Origin of the sequence: Ruminococcus sp. NATIVEDY161, from assembly GCF_045819895.1 — a bacterium.
Classification (GTDB): Bacteria; Bacillota; Clostridia; order Oscillospirales; family Acutalibacteraceae; genus Ruminococcoides.
On record NZ_CP162392.1, the window covers coordinates 2,019,659 to 2,042,066 of the forward strand.

The following is a 22,408-nucleotide window of genomic DNA, read 5'->3' on the forward strand; positions in this document are numbered from 1 at the left end:
TTAGCCCAAAATGGGAAGTGCGCTTAAGGGGTACTTTCACATTTTTGCTTTTAACAATAATTCAGGCTGCCGTATTTGCGGCAGCCTGTTGGTGTACATTATATGATTTTTTCTCCGATCTCGTATCCGGTATAAAACTTCGCTATATGGTGTTGGATCGCTGATGCGTCATAGATGTCGATGATCCTGTTCCGGTCAACATCTGCCGCCTTGAACAAAATGCCGTTGAGGGATTCTATACCCGCGATATGCCGCTGAACTGCGGTCACATCGCCTATGGTAACGTAACCGTCGCCGTTTGAATCGCCGAGCACACATTCAAGGTCTGTCGGGATGACCGGAATGTTGTTATCTAACGCATATTGAAACGCGTAGCCGTCTGACGTAGTGTAGATTACGAGATTGTCGCAGCCGTCAAAGGCACGGATACGGATCTCAGTCACCGTGGCGGGCAGATAAACCTCCGAAAGCAACGTGCATTGATAGAAACATTGCGAAGGGATCACCATTATCCCGTCCTCGACAACGAGCCTTTTAAGTCCGCTGCAGTTTTGAAATGCGCCAAAACCGATCTGCGTAATATTGCCGGGCAGATCAACAGACTGCAATCCGCTGCACCCGTAAAAGGCGCTGTTGCCGAGCTTAACAAGATGAGAAGCTTTTGAAAAGCTTACTGTCTTGATGTTTTTGCAGCCGAAAAACGCGCTGTTGTCGATTTCGGTTACCGGAGCATAAAGCAGCGTATCCGGGATCACGATATCCTCTGCGTTGCCGTTATAGCCGTGTATCACCGCGTTTCCCTGCTGTATATCAAACACAAAGCCGTCGATCTCCATATAATTATCGGCTGCATAGGCAGATAATAGGGATAGACAGAATACCGCAGCGGAAATAACGCATATAAAAACAGATTTAAAATATCTCATTTTATCACCTTATCCGAACTCAATAACTTCACCGTTATCGTCATTCCCGCCGATAATGCTCGATTGATTCTCAACGCTTCCGGTAAGAAGCAAATTATCCTTGAACTCAAATCTGATCAAATCCAGTTCGGGCGGGAAATATTCATTTTTCTTTTTGCGGGTCATATCCCGTCCTCCTTCATTTTGTCAATTAGTCTTGCTCCGTTGCTGTTTCTAAATTAAACGATGTTGCCAGATCTTGTCTCGCGACGTCGTAAAGGCAAGCGTAAACGGGATCGCTGAGTGTTACTTTGCCGTCTTTGTCGATCAAATATGCGCTGACCTTGTAAATATAGGCTCCGTTAGTATAGATTTTTTCGCCGTCATTGGTCTTGTAAACATTACGGTAGGGTTTTGCGTATTCGATACGGCTGCGGTTTGTTAGATCCTCAGTAGAAATGGGGTTGACTTGTATACTCCGGTTCTTACCGTTTGTGTTTACAAATTTTCCGTTACCGCCTGCGGGATTGTTGTTCAGGATATTCTTTATTGCTTCTTTAAGGTTATCGGTGTGTGTATCATAATTGCATCCTGCCGGATCAAAGGTCTGATCGCCCGTCAGCTGATTGCATATCTCAAACACAAGACCTGCTTTATAGTCGGAGTTATTATAGATCTCTGTGCTGCCGTCAGCAAACGCGACCTCAAAATCACAGTAGAGATAATCTGAATAGGCGTTATCAAGCATATTGCCGTTTTCGTCAGTCCACTGGTTGCGAGTGTTGTCAATCGCCGTCAGGATTATCTTGGCGTCCTCGTCCAAGTTACCGTTGTTTTCGGTTTCGCTGTCAAACACCGGAGTAATAAAGTAATCCTCCCAGATAACATAGGTGAAATAAGGTTCGTAGCACTTTGCGATGATCGGAGCGTTAGCTTCATCTGATTTGCGTATCTCCCAGTAGCTGAAGCGTTTGCCGTTGTAAGTCTTTCCTCTAACGTCCAAAGCCGCAAGCTGAGGATCAGTCATGCGGTTTGAGCCGATATCCGTTGTGATCGGGGTGAAGGCGTCATCGGGAGCAAGGCGGTAATATGCCGTGACTTTCTTTTTGTTCTGAACTGCGGTAACGTCAGTTATCATCTCGTCGACTGTTCCGGCGGACTTGTCACCCTTGACAGAGGTTTTTTCAAATTTGGAATTGCTCCAAACCAGCGTTTCACCGTGGTTGCTCTCAAACGGAGCTTTAATGAATACCGCGTCATCGGTAAGGCGATAGTCGCCGTCTGCTGTGATTTTGCAATCCGCTGAGTCTTCTTTAAGCTCGTTGCCCGAGAGCTGTCCTTTTTTAACGTAGGTTCGCTCCTCGCCGAGACGGTCAATATAATGATAGTTGATTGTGTAAGCCAGCTCAGAGAGAGCGCGTTTTTTGAATACCGCGATAACGTGCCTGTCCTTTTGTCTGTCAAGCTGAGAGGTTAGCACTGTCGGGCTCCAATCGCCGCTGCTGTTCCACTCTTTCTTTCGAATCAGATTATGGGTTTCGAGATCCTCTTCCCACCATTCTGCGAATTCATACTTATATACCTTGTTGTCCTTCGGCTCGATACTCAGGCTGTAGCCCTCAACCTTGTTCCATGGGATAGGCGCGCCTACGGCGTAATCAAGCGGATAGGTGAGATGTATGTAACAGCCTGTCAAACTGCCGTCGGGATCAGTGATTCCGTTACTTACTATATTCGCAGCCAGCCCATCCTCGGGAGTGTCCGCAGAGTCATCGCTGCCGACCGGAAGCTCCTCGTCAACACAGCGCAGCTCGAAGTTTGTCGTTACCATTTCCTCGTGAACAACTGCGTAATAGGTCGTATCTCTCGCCGGGAGAGTTTCATTCAACTGCAGATCTTCTTTTGTCAGCGTTTCGTTTGTGGTGTATGGTGTGCCTGTTCCTTCCGGATTATCGAACCATCCAAGGAACGTGTATTTGTGGTAATGCAAATATTTTTCAACATTGCCGCTGTTGTCGACAGTCGCTTCATTGAAATTATAAAACGTTACAGGGCTTATGCCGTTGTAAGAATCAACCGTCTGCAAGGTTGTTGACAATCCGCCGTACAGCGGTTGTTTTGTAACCGGATCATAATCGACTCTTACGCCGCTTTCGCCCTCGTTTTCGCAGGAAAGCTTATACGTCAGCTCGCGGTCAATGAATTTTTTGTAGTAGATCTTGACCGTGTTGATATCCGGGTTCGCCTCGGTCGCGGGCACGATGGTAAGAGTGATCTCCTTATTTTCTATTCTGGTATAAGGGATATCATTATATTCAAGATCCAGGGGAGCCGGGATATTTACGACGGTATCAACCTTTTCGTCGCTGTCGCTGTTGTGAGCTTCGATCACGCCGTTCCACTTGCCGTCGCGCTGATCTTCGGGAGTATCAAGATATTTCCGTTCGGCTTGAGCGTCGATGTATAGATACTTATACGGGTAAGATTTGCGGTCAAAGTAAATTTTGACCGTGGTTTTTTTATCTCCGGTGATCACAACGGAGCCGTTGTCAGATATGTCTGCGGTCGTAATTGTTCCTTGTTGATCGGTAGTCGTGACCTTGGAAACTCCCGCAACTCTTTCAAAGCCGTCTTCCTTGATTATACGTGCGTGATCCGTTTGGTAGAGCTCCTGCATATTTACAATGGTGTCGCCTTCTTCGGCGATAAGTACCTCACGGTTTTCCGTACTATACAAGAAATAGTCATCGTTATCTAAATTCTGCTTATAGTACTCTACCTCATAAACATACTCGGTTTCGTTTTTACTGTAATAGAAAGTGATGACGTTGTTTTGCAGTTCTTCTGCCTTTTGTTCAGCCTCGGTTCCGGCTGTAGACGCGGTGAGCGTCAGTGTCTTTGACATTTGGTCGACCACATAACCGGGAATAAACTTAGCGTCCTCCTTGACCGAACCGTGGGTTGAGTAAACCTCGTCCTTCGGAGGCGCTAACTCTGCGTTGTTAGAACTGTCACGATACTCGACCCTGTAATAAACACCGCGTTTTTGGATATACTCAAAGCTGTATACGTTAGGCGAGTATGGACTTTCTCCGCCGATGATGTTCGCCTTGACTATCAGCGAGTGCGAGTTGGTCGTCGGCCACCAGTTTTGACCGTCCGCCGTCCATTTGTGAGCTTCGTTGAGCTCGTCGCCGGTTTTGGCGTTAACTGTTCTGGTTTTCCACAGGAACGATCTGCCCAGATACGGCTGAGCCACCTCGTTCTCGGGATGATCCTTTTCAACGTAGGTTATATAATATTTGGCGATGTCGTTCGTAGCCCATTCCGCAAACAGTTCAAGCTTTGCGTTTTCCTCGTTTGCCGCCTGTTTGTTGAGTGCGGTAACGGGGATCTCCTCGGGCTCAAAGCGCACGGGAACATTGTCTCTCAAATAATACCAGCCCGCAAACATCGCGCCCTCGGTAGGCGGAGTAAGCTTTGGCCTCCAAGCATCGGGATCGTCTGTATCTGCAGGGATATTGTCTATCGGAACAAAGTCGCCGTAGTTGACCGGGATCTCGTCTCCGATCCTGTTCAACCCCTGATAAAAATCATTGTAGTTAGCGTAGAAGCTTACGTTGATGACCTTAGGGATCCACTTGGCGTAGAACGTGGTGTCCTTGGCCGGCATCGTCGCGGTATTAATATCTACCTCTCTGTAATAATACGGTGTGTAGTACCAGCCCTCAAAGCTGTAGTGATCCTTGAGATTTTCCTCAAAGTATTCGGGATGCTCATAGTAATAACGGTACTCGCCTGCGTGCTCGCCGGCAGCGTATTTTGCGTTGAGCGGTGCGCCGTATTTGACGGTTCGAGTATGCTTTTCGTCCAAACGGTTGCCGTTTCGGTACTTAAGCTTATATTCTTTTCGGCTGTAAAAGAACTGCACGATCGCTTTGCGGTTATCCGGAGCATCATAATCCCAAATAACGTTCGTGTTACAGTCGTCCAGCACGGTCTGCCCGACCTTATAATCACGCTTATATTTGGTGATCTCTTCCCCGGAGGATTCGCCATCAACCCAGAAATACACATTCTTGTCTCTGGGAACTGTACGGGGATATTCGATTTCAAAGCCGGTCATTTCCGCAGCAGTTTGATTAGTTCGAACGTTGCGGGTATTGCTTTCTTTTGAACTATTGTATTGGCTTCCGGAGTCGATCGTATGGATTCTATTGACAGACTTTAGCCCGTAATAGATACCGGTGCTTTCATCATAGCGTATCTTCTTACAGATACCGTCTTCGATCAACGACTGTTGACCTTCAGCTTGCAGTTGCTCCAGCTCCACCGAATTAAGCGCAACATATTGAAGCGGCAAGCCATACCACTTGGTAACAACCGTGCCGTCCTGCATCGTATAGCTGTGCTGTACGATCTCATCATACGCGTCTGTATCCTTTAGCGCCTGAACACCGTCAGGATCATCGGTCGTTTGGTGCGTGTTCATGTATTCGATATCTTTGAGTAGCAGCTCAACATAATTCTCATATGTAAAGTGAAGCACCATTGTGTGGTTATCATTCCAACCGTGGTTAGATCCATTAGCGGTACTGCCTGTATTTGTCCATGAAAGCAGATAATGCAGCTCGTCGTATTTTGGATTGTAGTTATTTTCGAACATCAAGTCATCGCCGAGCGTTTCGTAAATGCCCTTAATGGAGTAGTTATTGATCGTCGTATGGTCGTTATAATACTTTGTTCCGTACTCTACTCCCCAGCTGCCGGGAATACAGTATTCGAGATCGCCTGCGCCCAAACCCTTCTTTACAGGAGTAATGGCGTCGATCAGCCACTTGCCCTCCAACGGTTCGCCGTACTGCGCATGTATCTCATAATACCAATACTTATAATTTCCATACTCATCAAACTGTGCGTCCTCATCCGACGGCGATGAGGTCAAAAATCCCCTGTACTGCGGTGCGATTTTCGGGCGGGTTTCCGTGATACCGTTAGACCACGGACCCTTAGAAATAGCTTCTAAATGCGACTTATTATTACCGATATAATTGTATTTGGAAAAATCTTTGGTAGAATTAGTCAAAGCGATCTTTCCTGTTGTTTTCTCTTCACGCGCGTAATAGAACTTTAATACAAAGTTCTTTCGGTTCAAGTAAACATTGATACGCGTTGTGCCGTCACCGGCCACGGTGAGGTGGGGCTTGTGCTGATCATCTTCATACGCGCCGCCAAACTGGAGAGAAGAGATATCGTAGTTAAGCTCATAATATTTGGATTTGCCCGACAACTCTGCTCGCTCTGCGTCGCTCATTGTGGGAAAGTCGATCTTATTACCATCCTTATCGATCGGACTGCCGTCGGCGGCGACCTGCGGAACACCGTTTTTGACGTCCTGCGGGTTCAGGTTATATCCTGCATAAGCAAGGTTATAATCTTCATCTTCAGGTTCGCCTTCTCCGGCATTTTTACCGAAGAAGTATTTGATTTTCATCAATTCTCCGGCATTGTTTTGTATCTCTGTATCCAGATTGATCTGTGTACCTGAGAGAACATTTTTGACGTCATATGCGGCAGCAACTGAATAGTTGGAGCTTATCATCGACCTCGCTTTTTCTATAGAGCCTAACTGGTTCAGTTCCTCAGAAGAAAGATCTCTGCCGTCCGGATTCTCGATCCAGTAAACAATACTGTAGCTTGTTGTACCGGCGTCCCAGATCGCTTTAAAGTACTGGTCTTTTGCGGGTATCTCGCCCTGAGTGAACTTGAACGCGCCTGCAATTGCGGCTTCTTCGGTTATAGTATTCCCGTTCTCGTCGATATAGTTCCAGTCTGTGCCGAGCTCGCCCTTGGTCGAATCTGCGCTCGTCCGCGCCCATCCCTTGAAAACATAGCCCATTCGGGTCGGTTCGGGAATACGATAGACCGTCTGATACTTTGCATAGATCGGGTCAACGCCGTATCCGCCGTCGCCAAGATTAAAGAGAATGGTGTAGTAGTTACGGTCGTAGTATATCCTGAACTCCGTTGAACCGTCCGCCGCGATAGCGTCCGGCTCGTGGAAAAGATTTGTAAAGCCTTCAAAAAGATTCTCTTCTTCAAGTTCAGTGGGGTTCGTGCCTGTGTAACCGTAGCGGTTGGTGTATTGTTCGGGAACGTTATTGTCACGCTTGTACAAATCGTCATAGATGTTTTGTTTGTAGTAAACGACGCTGTAGTTTGTCAGACCGGGGACATAGTAGACCGTTATGCTAACGTCGTGGTCGATGCTGTCGATCTGAAACGTCGACGTAGCGGCAGACACTCCGCCTTCGGCCTCTGTCATCGGTGTGAATCCGCTGATATTCGGGTTAGTTACGGTGAGGTCGACCTCGGCACCCTCGCTGTATGTTGCGATGTACGCGTCGTGCGCAGGCGTGCCGTCCTTGAAAACATAATCAATACGGATATTGTAGAAGCTGTTGGCGTTTCCTATGATCGTACCGATCGCTGCCATCAAGAGTACGATCATGGTGACAAGTGCGATTTTTTTAAATCTCTTGTCACGGTTTTCTTTTGATATTTTGCGCTCGTTCATCTTCACCTCTCCTTTCGGTTTCAAATCACCGGCGCAAGTTGGTATGGTAATTTGTGTAATATTATTTTGTAATATTCTGCTTTTCAAGGATCGTTTTGATTGTTGATTTCTGTTTTTGCTAACGTAAATCTCCAAAACGCTTCCAAATGTTCGTTTTTTGTGCACTTGTGCTATTTTTAGAACAAGAACCCATTATGCTTAATATGATTATACCATATTATTGCCAAAAATGCCATCAACAAAATTGACGAAATATGCACTGTGTTTTATTGTATTGTGTACAAAGTGCACTGGTATATGTGCTGAAAGCAAAATTTACACACAATATTGAGTTGCGTTTTCTTTATTAAACGGCTTTGATATCAATTTTACTTTTTCATAAAAGGTGCGCCTTTTTTGAGATCGCCAATGATATTTTACGGTCCGCGCGCGTTTCATTCTGCTCAAACTTGACTTATTTTGCGCTTTTTTGAGTAGGATTTCACGACTTTGAAAAAGTACAATGTAAACAACAGCCTGACACTGCTCCCGATTGTCAGCAAAGCTGCATTATATAATGAAACGACGGAAACCGCGGATCGCTTTTTTCTATCGGCGGGCGGGCAATGAGAGCCCTTAAAAATAAGGTAAAAATTTGAAAAAAATTTTAAAAAATTTAAAAACTGTTGTTTTTTGTTGTAATTCTGTTGTAGAGCCCCTGATATACTATAGTCACAGTCAAGGGCGCGGGCGAGCAGAAGATCCAGATCCTTGACTGCGGTATCAACGGCTGGAAGCGGGAGTGGTGGAACTATATGATAGGCGGTAACGCTTGCGTATTCCATAACGTGTAAATAAAGTATCCTACAGTATTTTTAAGTTGTTTCCGTATAAAGCATAAAGCAGACCATATCCAACAGGATATGGTCTGATTTTTTTGCCAAACTCGGCAGTGTGTTTTTGCAATGTTGGCTTTTTTATTAGGATCATCATTTGGTTTTAATTATCTTGTGTCTATCAGGTTCCCCAGTACTCGTCGCCGCGAACCTCTTTTTCCCAGCTGCGCTTTACGTACCATTCGAAGATTTTGGTGTTTTTGCCGTCGTTCTGGATACGGCTGGTGCATTCGCCGTTGAAGTTAGTCCAGTACATATTGAGCTTGGTGTTATTGGCTTTCTTGGAGATGGAGATGCAGGGATTAGCTTTGTTGTAGTAAACAGAGATACCGTCGAAATCTACATATTTTGTCGTTACAGTGGTGTTGTTCGCGTTGTCCGGGATTACGATCTTGCGGTTGTCGCCGTAAATCCTCACACGAACGAGTTCGAGGGTGGCGCCGTCACGGACGGTGAACAGATCCATGTCACTCTTTGCGGAGCAGTCAAAGCCATTATCAAGGTGTCTTGTGCCCATGTCGATGTATACGTCTCTGCCTGCGGGAACCTCAAAGCCGCCCTTGGCGTTTAAGCCCTTTACGTTGTTATCGAGCTTGAAGCCCTTCTTTGCGTCTGCCTTTACATACTGACCCATCTTGAGAACGACGATGTTGAAGTTCTTGCCGCTGTCAATGCCCTGCGACCAAGCGTCGATGAAGGATGTGCAGCCCTTCTTGATGGTCTTGTTACCGTCTAAGACATACAGGTCGGCGACAACATACTTGCTCGGGATAGAGCCGTTTTCTTTCAGTACGTTCTTAAAGATCTTGTCGATGTCGACCATGCTGTTGTGCAGGTTTGTAGCGGTGTTCTCAAATCTTGCATAGGGAGATTCATCTTCATTAACAGTGATGATGCCGTTGTCAATTTCGTATTCCTTTACGCGGAATTGCATAGCGTTGAGTGCATTGATGATAGCGTAATCCATAAGAGCTTGCTCTTCCATAACGCGGATCTCTGCGTTGATGGAGTCAACTGCGCCGTAGTAGTCGGGAGTCTCTTTGTAGCTGTGCTTGCCGGTGTCAGCTGCGACAACTCTGTCCATCAAGTAGTTGGTGAGCTGGCGGTAGCCGTTTTCGTTGTTGTTAGATGTGCGCTGACCCTTGAGGAAGCGGAGCATTTCGTCAAAGTTTGCCTGCATAGCGCTGACGTTGCACTTGGGGTCTGCCAAAATTTCTTTGTAAGCCTTGTAAGTGGTGTTGTTGATTTTGTCGTTGCCGTCGCAGGTGATGTTCGCTTTGTTTTCGTCGATTCGCTTGAGAGCGTGTGCGAAATCTGCCGCTACGGTGTCAGCCTGAACTCTGAAATCCTTGGTGTCGATATTGCTGTTGATAGCTTTGAGCTGGTTCATCTGGAGGGTGTGGTAGTTAGCTGTCTGGGTTGAAAGTTCTTTTACTTCGTCGAGAACCTTGTTTATTTCAGCTTTTATCTCTTCTGTGCTCTTGTCGATCTTGTCGAGCACGTCCTGATTGGAGGGTCCGTCATCTTCGAGTCCGAGAACCTTGTTCAAAATAGGAGAAAGTCCCATCTTTGAGAGCTCGGGACCGGCTAACTTCATCACTTCGTCCTTCGCGTAGCCGAAGGTGGTGCTGAGTACGGTTTCAGCGATTCCGGGGATAGCAAAAGCGGAAGCGGAGCCGATAGCCATGGTGCCTACTGAAAATACTGTAATTGCGGAAAGAATGCCTGCGATCAATCTTGTCTTGAATCTTCTTGTTTTTTTCATTGTTTTCACTCCTTTTGAATTTGTTTTATTATTTGTTGTGTTTGTGTTTAGTGTGTTGGTGGTTGTGGTTTTTGTGGTTTTCATTTTGGTATCTCCTTTCGGTTTTGTTTTTTTATTGTGACTTTAGTATATCAGGTTGATCTTTGCAACTTCTTTGCAAATATCTGTGATTTTTGAAAAAGTTTTAATTTTTCTTAACTTTTTCTTTCATTCGTCCCGGGAAGCTTTGTGTTCCCTTGACTGTGACTAAAGTATATCAGCCCGACCTTTGCAACTTCTTTGCAAATATCGGTTTTTTTAAAACTTTTACGATTTTTTAACTTTTCATTCCCCGATCCCTATGTTATAATTAAGTAATTAAGAGAAGTCGAAAAGGAGGCGGTGTTATGAAGAAAATCATCGAAGGCAAGATATGGACAGCGGTCTGCGTTGCGCTGACGCTTCTGATGATCGTGAGCGCGATTTGGATCGGTATGCGCTATTATGTCAGTATGGATATCTATGAAACGCCGTCGATGTTTTTGGAGGGCGAATACTCAGTAGACGGCGGCGAATGGCATCCGATCGAAAAAGGCCGCTATATCACCGACCACTTTAACAAAATCGTATTTAAAGGTAAGATGTCGAAAAAGCTCTTGATGTATTTTGGAAGCCTGACGATTTCTTCCAAAAATGTTTGGTATACTTTGAAAACGACCGACGGTACCGTGATACAGAGCTATAACTTTGAAGACGAAAAGCTCTCTTATGAGCACACTCAAACCGACAAACCGTTAGCGCTCGATATGCCGAATACACCCGGCTACTGCGTAAAATCTATTTATCCAGACTATCTCACGCAGACCGAGAATATAACGGAGGACTCGGAGCTTATTTTTGAGGTAGAATATCCCTACGGTTACGCGCTTGTCAGTTATAACGACTGTGTTGACGTTACAGCGTATTACAACGAGGGAATGTATCTGCGTTTCTTCTATGACGCGTTACCGCCCGTATTGCTGTTCGTATTAATATGCTTCTTCGGACTGTTCTTTTTCCCGGTGGCAAGCTTTATACTCGGAAAGATCGATTATAAGTACCTAACCTTCGGATTGCTCAGCTTTTTATGGGGATTGTATATGATAATGCAACAGATAAGCGGCTATCTGAACCTTTGGATCGTAGACCCGACTGTCTGTATGATGATGGACAAAATCACCGGGTACTGCTTTGTAGCCGCGGTGCTGTTCTATTTCAAAGCCAATATGAGCAGCAGAGGAACGCGCATTGCCGCCAACATCGCGTCGGCTGTCTATCTAAGCTGCGTTTTCACCGTATTTATTCTGCACCTTTGCCACATCAGGGATCTCAACGCTTCATCAATGACGATGAATTTCGCCACTGCGGGCAGCATAGTGATTATGATAGTATTGCTCTGCGTAGAAATGAGGATCAATCGCAACGCGCTGTTCTTCCTGTTGTCATGGGTGCCGTTGCTGCTGACGGTCGCAATAGACGCCGTCGATCAATTCATCCACCTGCCGGGTTCACACTACTTTAACTACGGCTTGGCAATCACTATGATCGTGCAGATCGTGCGGCTTATCGGCGATCTGCGGCTCCAGTATAAAGAAGCGATACGGCATCAACAGATGCAGAAGGAGCTTTATGAGGCAAAGGTCAGCGTAATGGTCAGTCAGATACGTCCGCACTTTATCTACAACGCGCTGACGTCGATAGCGATGATGTGCGAGATCGACCCGGGAACGGCACAGGAGGCGACCGTCACCTTTGCGGATTATCTGCGAGGGAATATGGACTCGCTCCGTCAGACAAATCCCGTTCCGTTTTCAACGGAGCTCGATCATTTAAAAAAGTATTTATATATTGAAAAAATGCGGTTCGCCGATTTGCTGAACATTGAATATGATATTCAAACCGTAGACTTTCAGCTGCCGCTGCTGAGCATCCAGCCCTTGGTGGAAAACGCCGTAAAACACGGCGTCGGGATGAAAGAGGACGGCGGGACCGTTACCATAGCGACCAAAGAAACCGATACCGCCTATGAAGTCATCGTTTCGGACGACGGCGTAGGCTTTGACCCCGACGCGCCGAAGCCGGACGACGGAAAGACTCATATCGGAATGGAAAACACTAAAAAACGCCTGCGCGATATGTGCGGAGCGCATGTCGAGATCACAAGCGCGGTCGGTGAAGGAACAACCGCAAGGGTGATCTTGCCCAAGGAGGGACAGCCATGAGAATAATGTGTGTTGACGACGAGCCTCTGGCTCTGCAAATGCTTGAATCATCCGTCAAAAAAGCCAAGCCCGACGCGGAGGTCTCCGCTTTCCGTAAGCCGCGCGAGCTGCTGGACGCGGCAAAGCAAAGCGGCTGTGACATAGCGTTTCTCGATATCCATATGCGCGGGATGAACGGCGTGGAGCTCGCCAAGGAGCTAAAGGCGGTCAACCCGAAAATGAATATCATTTTTGTGACCGGTTTTTCGGATTACACGGGCGACGCCATGAGCCTGCACGCTTCTGGGTATATTATGAAGCCCGTCAACAAGGAAAAGGTCGAACGGGAGCTTGCAGATCTGCGCTTTCCGATCACGCCGAAAAGCAACGCGCTTTTGCGTGTACAGTGCTTCGGCAACTTTGACGTGTTCACGCCCGACGGCGCTCACGTCCGCTTTGAGCGCAGCAAGGCTAAGGAGGTATTTGCCTACCTTGTCCACAAGCAGGGCAGCTCCTGCACTACGCGGGAGATATTCGCCGCGATCTTTGAGGACGAGCCATATGAAAAAAAGCTGCAAAATCTCCTTCAAACCTATATCTATGCTATGATAAAGAGCCTGAAGGCTGTCGGCGCAGAGGACGCGGTAGTACGCAGCTATAACGCCCTCGCGGTCAATCCCGATGTACTCGACTGCGACTACTACCGTTTCAAGGAGCTGGACGCGGGAGCAGTCAACGCGTACCAGAACGAGTATATGAGCCAGTATTATTGGGCTGATTTTTTGTATGACGATTACATGGATTAAACATCTCAACCATAATCTTAAGGCGCCACCGCACAATTCGCTGTGGCGCCTTTACTATATTCTTCATTTATCAAGTACCTTGCTTAAGACATAGAAAAGCCTATAAATCCGCTTGAATCGGAGGCTCAGATTGTCGAAAAAGTCCAGCTCAGGCCCAATATCATTAAGATAAAAAAGTAATAACAGATAGAAATGCAGTCGAGATAAAAATCTCGGCTGTGTTTTTATGAAGAAGGCACGCCAAAAAGACCGGAGGAAGTCCAGTCTGAAAAAATGCTATTGAAAAACAACAAAGATTATGCTACTTTACCTGTCATTTATCGTAATAAAGATTTTAAAAAAATTTGAAAAAAATTTAAAAACCGCAAATTGCAATAGCAAGTTGCAACAGTTTTTGAGTCTGTAGTAGATCGCCGCGAGTTTTTCGAGGGAGGAGCGTAGCGACGAGCGAGGAAAACTCGCGGCGACGCGACTCACGCGGCAGCATATATGCGGTCGAGTTCCTGCTCGAACAGCTCTTCCGGGGTTCTGTAGCCCAGAATCTTTCTGGGCAGGTTGTTGATCTTATCCGCAAAGTAGAGGATGTCGTCAGCGCTGTAGTCGTCAATGCTTTTGCCCTTCGGTATAAATCTGCGCAGCATTTTGTTGTGGCACTCGTTAGTTCCTTTTTCGTAGGACGAATACGGATGAGTGAAATATACGGCTATGCCTTTTGATTCAATCTGAGATAGATTAGCGAATTCGGATCCGTTATCACCGGTAATGCTTTTGAATACTTCATTGTATTTATCTCCGAACTGATCAATCAGAGCGGATAAAGCCTCATCTATCGCTTCGGCAGAGTGATCTCTCACCTTGATCCATATGGACTCTCTGAGTTTGCGCTCGACTATTGTCATCACCTGAGATTCGCCTTCGGCTTTCCTGCCGATCACGCTGTCGATTTCCCAGTGTCCGAATTCTTCTCTGGTATCCACTATGTCAGGACGCTGCTCAATACTATTGCCGAGTTTTCGCTTGTTTTCTCGATCTTTCTTGGTTTTAGTCTTTCTTGACAGTTTCTCAGGCAAATCGATGTTCTTGATTCTAAGCAGACCTGAATCAACATAGTTATACAGCGTTTTGGTACACACCATTTCTTTAGAGGAAAACAGTCCGTTGGCTTTTGCGTGACCTACTGCGGCGTCCAACGACCATCCTTCATCGAAAAACTGATTTTCAACATATCTGAGAAATTTCGCTGTTTCAAGGCAACGGTAATTGCGGCAGCTGTTCTTGCGATGTTCACGATATGCTTCCTCGCCTTTGTCAGCCTTATATCTGGCTATCTTTCCGTTGTAAAGATATACCGTACCACGGTTGATCTCGTTTTTGATTGTGTTGTATGGTCTGCCAAGACTTTTGGCGATTGCGTAGATCGTCCACTTGTCCTCATTGAAGCGCACTTCAATTATGTGTCGTTCTTCAGAAGACAGGTGTTGATATTTCTTGTGTTCCGTGCTACAATTAGGGTTGTCCATAGTGATGATTCCTTTCGAATTGGTGAGCGCAAACTCAATTCTACTACAGAATCGTCCCTATGGACTATTTTTTTATTGTTGCAACCTCATTTTACAATGCGCCAAAATTTAAAAACTTTAAAAACTGTTGTTTTTTGTTGTAATTCTGTTGTAGAGCACCTGATATACTATAGTCACAGTCAAGGGAACAAACAAAAACAAAAACAAAAATCCCTCGATCAAATCTTAAGAAAAGGAGAAATCACCATGACAATGATGAACAAACTCTCAACCCTCAATAATAACAACACAAACAAAAATTCAGAAAAAGGAGAAAGAAAAATGAAAAACACAAAGAAAATTAAAACAAGAATCATCGCAGGCGTACTTTCCGCAATCACAGTAATTTCAGTAGGCACAGTAGCAATGACAAGCGCTTCCGCACTCTCAGTAAAGAGCGTTGCAAAAGATGTCAGCTCATTTGCACTCACCCAGACGATCGACAAGTTCGTAACCAACAGCATTGCCGGTTCGCTCCTAAAGATGGGAACAGGCTACTTGCTCAACTGGGTGTTCGACGGCAATGAGGAAAAAGAGCCGACAGTCAAGGATGCAATCGATAAGATCGAAGATCTCAGAAAAGCTGTCAATACGAACCACGAAGAAGAAATGAAGAACTTAAAGGTCATCAACAGCAACATCGACACCAAGGACTTCCGCATGGAAGCAGACAGCATTCGCGACGACTACAAAAACGCTCTCAAAAAGATCCGTCAGCACAGCGACAACATCAGCTATAAAAGCGATGGCACGATCGACGACAAAACCTACGGCGCGTACAAGGATATCCTCGCATCGAGCTCCTGCAACATTTCGAGCTTAGAGAAGAACTTTAACAAGATGAAGGAATATGTACTCGGCGAGCGTCACAGCACTGACAAGAAGAACGCTTATGAGACCACAACCGATTACCTCTACAAAAAGGTAATGGCAAATTACAAAGAGACTCACAACTGGAAGGACTCCACAGACTTCCTTAAGATCGTTAAGGAAGATATCAACGGCGAGATCAGCAGCATCCACTTCGAAGCCGAGATAGACTACCTCACAATGCTCCTCCTCAACAATATGGCTTACAAGGTCAAGGAGTACGAGGTTCAGAAGGGTACATATAAGCCCGCCGAAGGAGAAAAGCCCTACGCTTATTTCCAGAACTTTGAAACCGACCTCTCAGACGCAATGGGCAAGTTCAACGAGGCTTACAAAAAAGCTATCGACTCCAACAACAAAGACGGCAAGATGGTACAGGCTATCGTTACACTCGCAGAGCCCGTTGACGGCATCAAGGTAAAGGGCTTCCGTACATTCACAGAGGCGTGGGCTCAGGCTTGCTCAGTCAAGAAGGATTTCACAATCACTCTTCGCGACAACATCAAGTCCGAAAAGGGCAAGTGCTTTAACTATGACAATCTCGATAAGAACAAGTACGGCTTTACAGACGGCGGAAACTTCCATGTACAGGACGGCCGCAAGGTTACTGTTGACCTCGGCGGACACACGATCGACAACACCGCATACTCCCTTCTTCCGACCTTCGGATTCATGAGCAACACCTTCTTCGACATCAAAAACGGCACTATCAAGGGCGGCGATAACGGTCTCAGAACCGACGGCAGAACAAATGTACATATCAAGGCAGATAACCTTACCATAACCGACACCTCATGGGCAGGCATCTATATCGGCTTAAACAGGAACAGCAACTATTACACCAAGGATATGAAGGTCGAGCTGAACAACTGCACGATCAGAAACGCAAAGAATGAATCCGGTCTGCGCGTATTGCCGCAGGATTCACAGATCATTTTGACTAACTGCACCTTTGAAAACTGCCAGAGCACCAAAGACGGCGGCGCGATCTATACCGAATCCGAAAACGAGCCGTTCATCAAGGATTGCACCTTTAAGAACAACAAGGCTAACAACGGCTATGGCGGAGCGATCTTTGCAGAAACTCACACCGCTGCCGGCAGCAAGCTGAAGGTTGTAGGCGGTCTCTTTGAAGGCAACGTCAGCTACAAAATGAGCAATGACAAATACTATACGACGATGGACGATCTGAAGAAGGGCGCCGGCGGAGCGATCGCATGCGCAAACCTTAATGCAGACGGCGTAACATTCAGGAACAATTCCTCTAACGACCAGGCAGGCGCGATCTTCATCGTACCGGGTATGTCTTATGACAAATCTTACTTCACCAACAGCATCACCAACTGCACCTTCGAAGGCAACAAGGCTGACCACGTAGGCGGCGCGATCCGTTTGTTCCACATCGATAAAAACAACGTTATCAAGAACTGCAAGTTCACAAACAACAGCGGCAGAGGCAAAAACGTATTCGTTCAGTACGGTCACGGTCTCGGCGACAAGCTCGCCAAGGAGTGGGGCAACACCGGCGACGGTATGTACATCGTAATCAAGTAAAAAAATTTGATTGCACAGTTGATAAATAAGCTTATACACAATATAAAGAAAAATCCCCCTGTTCTTCGGACAGGGGGATTGTTATACGGCAGGTGCGCGTCCGGCAAAAAGACAGGAATATTACGCGTAACCGCATTGACTTTATTCGATTTGTTTTTTATAATAATAGTAGTTTTACAGACGGATCCGCAAAAAGAGATCCGGTCAAATATAAATATTTGCGAGGTGAAAGAATGATAAAGGTGCTGAGAAGCAGGCAGTGGACTTTTGTCGGCGTCAGCATAGTGATTTTGCTGTTTATCGGGTTGATCGTTTACGGCGCTCAAAATTACTTAAAGCTTGATACGACTATTTCAAGGGCGGTATTTCTCGAGGGAGAATACTCCGTAGACGGCGGCGAATGGAAGCCGACCGACGGCTACGATCCGATCAACGAGCGATTTCACAAAATCACTTTTAAGGGAAAAATGTCCGATTTTACCACGATGTTTTCCGAAAATATCACGATTTCCTCGCAGAATGTGTGGTACACCACGAAAACTTCCGATGGCAAACCTGTGTTTGAGCTAACTTACCTCGGCAAGGAGGATCTGCGTCAGCTGTATATATCATCCTCGGATAATCCGAACGATCCGATGTTCGAGCCCGAGAATTTTGATATGATGTATTCCGAAGGCTACGCGTCAAAGGTCAGCTTACCGGATTCGCCCGGATACAAAACAATAACTTCTTACAGCGCAACGCTGAACGCTGACGGCAAGCTCGGAGAGAAGGGATTTATTTTGGAGGTCGTCAACCCATATCCCTTTGCGGAGCAGAGCTTTAACGATTGCTTTAAGGTTATGTTCAGCGAAGCAAACGGAGTTTATCTTAAATTCTTCTTTGATGTTTTGCCGCCGGTGCTGGCATTTTTGCTGGTTTGCTTTTTCGGAATATTTTTATTCCCGATAGCGGGATTTATTCTGGGCAAGATCAATTATCAATATTTTGCCTTTGGCGCGCTTTGCTTTTTCTGGGGAATGTTTATGATCGGACAGCGGGCTAGCGTCTATATGAATATGTGGATAATCGACCCCGGAGCCTGTATGACGATAGTGATTTTGCTCGGTTACTGTCTGTTCATATCGATAATGTTCTATTTTAAATCCAACCTCACGGGCAATGTGGCGCGCGCTGTGGCAAACGTTGTCGCAACCGTGTATATTCTGGCAGTGATAGCGGTGATAGTGCTGCAATTCACTAATGTCAGTGATCTATACGCGACCTCGCCGATAATGTATTTATTAGCGGCTGCCGGAACGCTTGTTATTACGGCATTGCTGTTTGTTGAGACAAGGCACAACTCGCAGGCTATTATGATCCTGATATCGTGGACGCCGCTTACGCTTTCGATTTTATTAGACGCGTTGAACCGTTATTTGGTTTTCACAAACATCCATTTTTACTATTTCGGACTTACGATCACTATGATCTATCAGATCGTGCGCTTGGTGTACGACCTTAGAAAGCAGTACCTTGAATCCATCCGCTACCAGCAGATGCAAAAGGAACTGTACGAGGCAAAGGTCGGCGTTATGGTATCTCAGATCCAACCGCACTTTATGTACAACGCCTTGACGTCTATCGCGATGATGTGCAGTATAGATCCCGAAACCGCGCAGGAGGCAACGGTGACGTTCGCCAAGTACCTGCGTGGGAATATGGATTCGCTGAAGCAGACAAATCCCGTACCGTTTACTCAGGAGCTTGAGCATTTGAAGAAGTATCTGTACATCGAAAAGCTCAGGTTCGGCAATAAGCTGAATATAGAGTATGATATTCAGGCGACGGACTTTGTGCTGCCGCAGCTGAGCATCCAGCCGATCGTAGAAAACGCCGTTAAGCACGGCGTAGGAATGAAGAAAAAGGGCGGCACGGTCACTATCGCGACGCGTGAGACCGATAACGCCTATGAAGTCATCGTATCGGATGACGGAGTCGGCTTTGATACGACCGCGCAGAAGAAGGATGACGGACGTTCGCACGTCGGTATGGAAAATACACAGCGCCGTCTAAAAGATATGTGCGGCGGCGAAATGAAAATAGAAAGTACACCAGGAGAGGGAACTGTCGCGACAGTGATACTCCCAAAGGAGGGTCAAAAAATGAAGATACTGTGTCTTGATGATGAGCAGCTGGCGTTACAGATGCTGGAAATGTGCGTAAAAAAAGTTAAGCCCGACGCTGAGGTCTTAGCCTTTGACGATCAGGATGATCTGTTGGAGGAGGCAGAAAAGAACGGCTGCGACGTTGCGTTTTTGGATATCCATATGCGCGGTATGAACGGCGTTGAGGTGGCAAAAAGGCTCAAGCAAAGCAATCCCAAGATGAATATAATTTTTGTCACGGGATTTTCGGAGTACAAGGCGGACGCGATGGATATGCGCGCGAGCGGATATATTATGAAGCCCGTCACCAAGGAAGAGGTCGCGCGTGAGCTTGAGGAACTTCGGTTCCCGATAATACCGAAGAACGACGCGCTGCTAAAGGTACAGTGCTTCGGCAACTTTGACGTGTTTTTGCCCGACGGCACGCCTGTCCATTTTGAACGCAGCAGATCGAAGGAGATCTTTGCGTATCTGGTACACCGCCACGGCAGCTCTTGCAGCACCAGAGAGATCGCTGCGGCGCTGTTTGAGGACGAACCGTATGATAATAATCAGCAGAGCTATGTGCAAACGCTGATCTCTGCTATGATGAAAAGCCTTAAAAAGGTCGGCGCGCAAAAGGCTGTCAACAAAAGCTACAACGCGCTGTCGGTCAATCCCGTCGTGCTTGACTGCGATTATTACCGCTTTGCCGAGCTTGACGCCGGCGCTGTCAACGCTTACGCCAATGAATATATGAGTCAGTATTATTGGGCTGATTTTATGTTCAATGATTTCTGATTATCAGCATAGTATTTAAGTATCCGCCTGTTCACACTGTGTGAGCAGGCGTTTTTTATGTGCCAAAACAAAAAGGTGCCGGCTCAAAAGTAAAAACGAGCCGGTACCCCAGTCAAGACGAAAATGTATTGATTTTTAATTATACGAACAGCGTAAAACAGAGGGTATTGCTATTCTTAAACTTATTGGCAAAAGTAAAGTGGACATATCCGCTGATCTCGACGAGCTTTCCGCTTGCCTACAGCGGTTTTGTCTTGATTCACGCGGCAATCCTCGGGTTTGATACGTCTATTGTCAACAGCATCGGCATTGGACCGCTGATTTATCCGTATTTCTTCTTTAATCCCGAAAAGGTCGGCTACAGTGGGATTGCGATGTGGGTTGGTGTCCTCTTAGCGGCCTTTATCGTGATCGGATACTTGTTTTTCGGTATCGATAAATTGCTGTGTAAAAGAAAAATCGATTGAAATAAAACAATTTAAAATATGCTGCAAAGTGGAGGCAAGGGCTCTTTAAACGCTTCCTCCGAAAACAACGGCAACGGCTGCAGTATCGGCGGAGATTCTTAAATCAACGCCGGAGATATCGTTATTCATTCCGGCGCACATACGCAAAATACAAAAGGCAATTCATCCTCATAGGCGCAAAGCAGATTAACCGAATTCGCTCTTGCGTTTGAGTATGACGATTAGAACTACCGTTTGTACCGAATTAAATTAGATTAAAAAAATATATAACATAAGACTAACCGAAACCGTAAAGCGGTTTCATTCAAAATAACGTCATATCCTCTAACGTGACGTTTTCATATTTGAGTTTGCTTAGGCGGAAGAAAATGCGATTTTTCTTCTGCCTTTTGGCGTTTATGAAGTTTCGACACGCTTTGAGTATTTAATTTTTTATCGACAGATAATGACATAATATTGGGATAAAATCTGTTATTATCGGTATTAGTGAAATATCCTGCAAATACCGATAAGAAAAAACTTGTTTTTGAGAGGAAAAACAAGAGTAAAAAACAAAATAGTACATTTTTAAGTGCTGTATGGTCTAACGACCGTGCAGCACTTTTCTTTTCAACAATTCTTTCCCTTTTTCGTCCGTTTTTTTCCATTGTTTATGGGGAAGATTACAGAATCGACAGGATTCGTGCTCCTCCGATTCAATTTGAAAATTTTGAATTTCAAATTGAACGGAGGACTTTATTTGATTTACATTTATTTCAATGATAAAAACGGCACAATTTATTCTGCTGATAAACAAAGGTGTTTTTCTGTAGTTTTCGGCGATGATGTTTATGCCTTTTTGAGAAGTGAAAAGAACAAGGAAAAGCGCTTTTACCGGACACAAACTGAGGAAACAGGTGGGGATATGGTTTTGATTGAAGTTCCACCCGAAAAAGTCAGAGCAGTTCGGAAAGAAGAAAGAAGAAAGCAGTATGTCAGCGACTGCATGAAAAACAAGGAATTCACTATTCTCCATTTGGGTGATATGGACTCTGACGATGGCATTACGGGCGAAGAACTGATTGCCAGTCTTGATGAAAGTGTAGACACTCTTGCAATCAGGAATCTAGATGTTTCCACTTTGAGAAAATCCCTTAAAACTCTCAACGAGAAGGAGTATGAGGTTATTTCAAGCCTGCATTACGCTTCACCTCCATTGACTGAAGCACAGCTTGCTGATCGTTTAGGCGTTCATCAATCAACGATTAGTAGACGGAAAAATGCCGCCTATAGAAAAATTAGAAAATTTTTTGAAAAAAATTAAAAAAATACGCATAAAATTTCAAAAAAGTGTGGAATAGAGGATTAGAGGGGTAAAAAGCGCCTCTATCAAACACACAATACCCAGAACCTTGAAAATTGAATATCAGCATATCCTTTACCTTCCTTCTGTTGTCGGGTAACCGACGAGCTACAAAAGCAGGGCTACGGCGGACGTCAGTTCGCCGCAGCCTGTTAGTCTTTGAAGTCACGGCGCATCCGTGGTGAGCGATAACCGGCAGAAGAAATAATGATACTTGCGCCCCGTCCTAAGTCGAGCGAGATAAAACCGTCACAACCAAGGAGGGCGCCCGCGGGAGATCCCGGCGGTGGTGAGATTCCAATGAGGCTAAATGCATAGCCGGAGGATATGTTCCTTTGCTTGGGGATATCGAGGATAAATACAAGCAAAATCAAAAACGATTGATACAATAAGCTGCCGTCTTAGTACAATGCGTAGTGGTCGAGAGTAAGGATCGAATCAAGGTAATTTTCAACGACGGAACCGAGATTGATCAACCGGTACAGTGATTGAAATGGTGACAGAGTTTATGAATAAATAACCCTAAATGATAGGCGTAGTTT

General features: G+C 45.7%; 12 protein-coding genes. 6 read left to right on the forward strand and 6 right to left on the reverse strand.

Annotated features, from left to right (window positions below; genetic code table 11):
• Positions 1-98: 98 nt before the first annotated feature.
• From AB1I50_RS09700 to AB1I50_RS09715, 4 genes are all read right to left on the reverse strand, one after another.
• Positions 99-926, reverse strand: coding sequence for a leucine-rich repeat protein (locus AB1I50_RS09700; protein ID WP_407723822.1), 828 nt, complete (start codon positions 924-926; stop codon positions 99-101).
• 9 nt (positions 927-935) lie between these two features.
• Positions 936-1,091 carry a hypothetical protein gene (locus tag AB1I50_RS09705; protein ID WP_407723823.1) on the reverse strand — a complete coding sequence of 52 codons (156 nt, stop codon included), beginning with the start codon at positions 1,089-1,091 and terminating at the stop codon, positions 936-938.
• Between the two features lie 25 nt (positions 1,092-1,116).
• Positions 1,117-7,482 carry an InlB B-repeat-containing protein gene (locus AB1I50_RS09710; protein ID WP_407723824.1) on the reverse strand — a complete coding sequence of 2,122 codons (6,366 nt, stop codon included), beginning with the start codon at positions 7,480-7,482 and terminating at the stop codon, positions 1,117-1,119.
• A gap of 996 nt (positions 7,483-8,478) precedes the next feature.
• Entirely contained in the window at positions 8,479-10,122 is a 1,644-nt protein-coding gene (locus AB1I50_RS09715; protein WP_407723825.1) for a hypothetical protein, read from the reverse strand.
• A gap of 386 nt (positions 10,123-10,508) precedes the next feature.
• Between AB1I50_RS09715 and AB1I50_RS09720 the strand changes: the two genes are divergently transcribed.
• Together AB1I50_RS09720 and AB1I50_RS09725 are read left to right on the forward strand one after the other, a co-directional pair.
• Complete coding sequence (locus tag AB1I50_RS09720; protein ID WP_407723826.1) at positions 10,509-12,362, forward strand: sensor histidine kinase; 1,854 nt, start codon at positions 10,509-10,511, stop codon at positions 12,360-12,362.
• Entirely contained in the window at positions 12,359-13,147 is a 789-nt protein-coding gene (locus AB1I50_RS09725) for a response regulator (RefSeq protein ID WP_407723827.1), read from the forward strand. Before AB1I50_RS09720 ends, AB1I50_RS09725 begins: the two co-directional genes overlap by 4 nt.
• 473 nt (positions 13,148-13,620) lie before the next feature.
• Here AB1I50_RS09725 and AB1I50_RS09730 read toward each other — a convergent pair whose 3' ends face one another.
• The gene (locus AB1I50_RS09730) at positions 13,621-14,667 is read right to left on the reverse strand and encodes an IS30 family transposase (protein ID WP_407723828.1); all 1,047 of its coding nucleotides are present in this window, start codon (positions 14,665-14,667) and stop codon (positions 13,621-13,623) included.
• A gap of 321 nt (positions 14,668-14,988) precedes the next feature.
• Here AB1I50_RS09730 and AB1I50_RS09735 point away from each other — a divergent pair, with 321 nt between their 5' ends.
• The 3 genes from AB1I50_RS09735 to AB1I50_RS09745 all read left to right on the forward strand — a co-directional run bounded on the left by AB1I50_RS09735 (position 14,989) and on the right by AB1I50_RS09745 (position 20,524).
• A complete protein-coding gene (locus AB1I50_RS09735) occupies positions 14,989-17,130 on the forward strand; it encodes a right-handed parallel beta-helix repeat-containing protein (protein ID WP_407723829.1) in 2,142 nt (713 codons plus the stop codon).
• Between the two features lie 233 nt (positions 17,131-17,363).
• A complete protein-coding gene (locus AB1I50_RS09740; protein WP_407723830.1) occupies positions 17,364-20,057 on the forward strand; it encodes a response regulator in 2,694 nt (897 codons plus the stop codon).
• 59 nt (positions 20,058-20,116) lie between these two features.
• The gene (locus tag AB1I50_RS09745) at positions 20,117-20,524 is read left to right on the forward strand and encodes a Pr6Pr family membrane protein (protein ID WP_407723831.1); all 408 of its coding nucleotides are present in this window, start codon (positions 20,117-20,119) and stop codon (positions 20,522-20,524) included.
• A 338-nt stretch (positions 20,525-20,862) separates the two neighbouring features.
• Here the strand turns inward: AB1I50_RS09745 and AB1I50_RS09750 are convergent, their stop codons facing one another.
• Positions 20,863-21,171 (reverse strand): hypothetical protein, encoded by a 309-nt coding sequence (locus AB1I50_RS09750; RefSeq protein WP_407723832.1) that lies wholly within the window; start codon positions 21,169-21,171, stop codon positions 20,863-20,865.
• A 92-nt stretch (positions 21,172-21,263) separates the two neighbouring features.
• Between AB1I50_RS09750 and AB1I50_RS09755 the strand changes: the two genes are divergently transcribed.
• Complete coding sequence (locus tag AB1I50_RS09755; RefSeq protein WP_407723833.1) at positions 21,264-21,827, forward strand: sigma factor-like helix-turn-helix DNA-binding protein; 564 nt, start codon at positions 21,264-21,266, stop codon at positions 21,825-21,827.
• Positions 21,828-22,408 lie beyond the last annotated feature (581 nt).

Coding starts and splice junctions, on each gene's coding strand:
- AB1I50_RS09750 (WP_407723832.1), bottom strand. CDS start 21,171: ATGGAAAAAAACGGACGAAAAAGGGAAAGAATTGTTGAAAAGAAAAGT.
- AB1I50_RS09725 (WP_407723827.1), top strand. CDS start 12,359: ATGAGAATAATGTGTGTTGACGACGAGCCTCTGGCTCTGCAAATGCTT.
- AB1I50_RS09715 (WP_407723825.1), bottom strand. CDS start 10,122: ATGAAAAAAACAAGAAGATTCAAGACAAGATTGATCGCAGGCATTCTT.
- AB1I50_RS09740 (WP_407723830.1), top strand. CDS start 17,364: ATGATAAAGGTGCTGAGAAGCAGGCAGTGGACTTTTGTCGGCGTCAGC.
- AB1I50_RS09705 (WP_407723823.1), bottom strand. CDS start 1,091: ATGACCCGCAAAAAGAAAAATGAATATTTCCCGCCCGAACTGGATTTG.
- AB1I50_RS09720 (WP_407723826.1), top strand. CDS start 10,509: ATGAAGAAAATCATCGAAGGCAAGATATGGACAGCGGTCTGCGTTGCG.
- AB1I50_RS09710 (WP_407723824.1), bottom strand. CDS start 7,482: ATGAACGAGCGCAAAATATCAAAAGAAAACCGTGACAAGAGATTTAAA.
- AB1I50_RS09700 (WP_407723822.1), bottom strand. CDS start 926: ATGAGATATTTTAAATCTGTTTTTATATGCGTTATTTCCGCTGCGGTA.
- AB1I50_RS09730 (WP_407723828.1), bottom strand. CDS start 14,667: ATGGACAACCCTAATTGTAGCACGGAACACAAGAAATATCAACACCTG.
- AB1I50_RS09735 (WP_407723829.1), top strand. CDS start 14,989: ATGAAAAACACAAAGAAAATTAAAACAAGAATCATCGCAGGCGTACTT.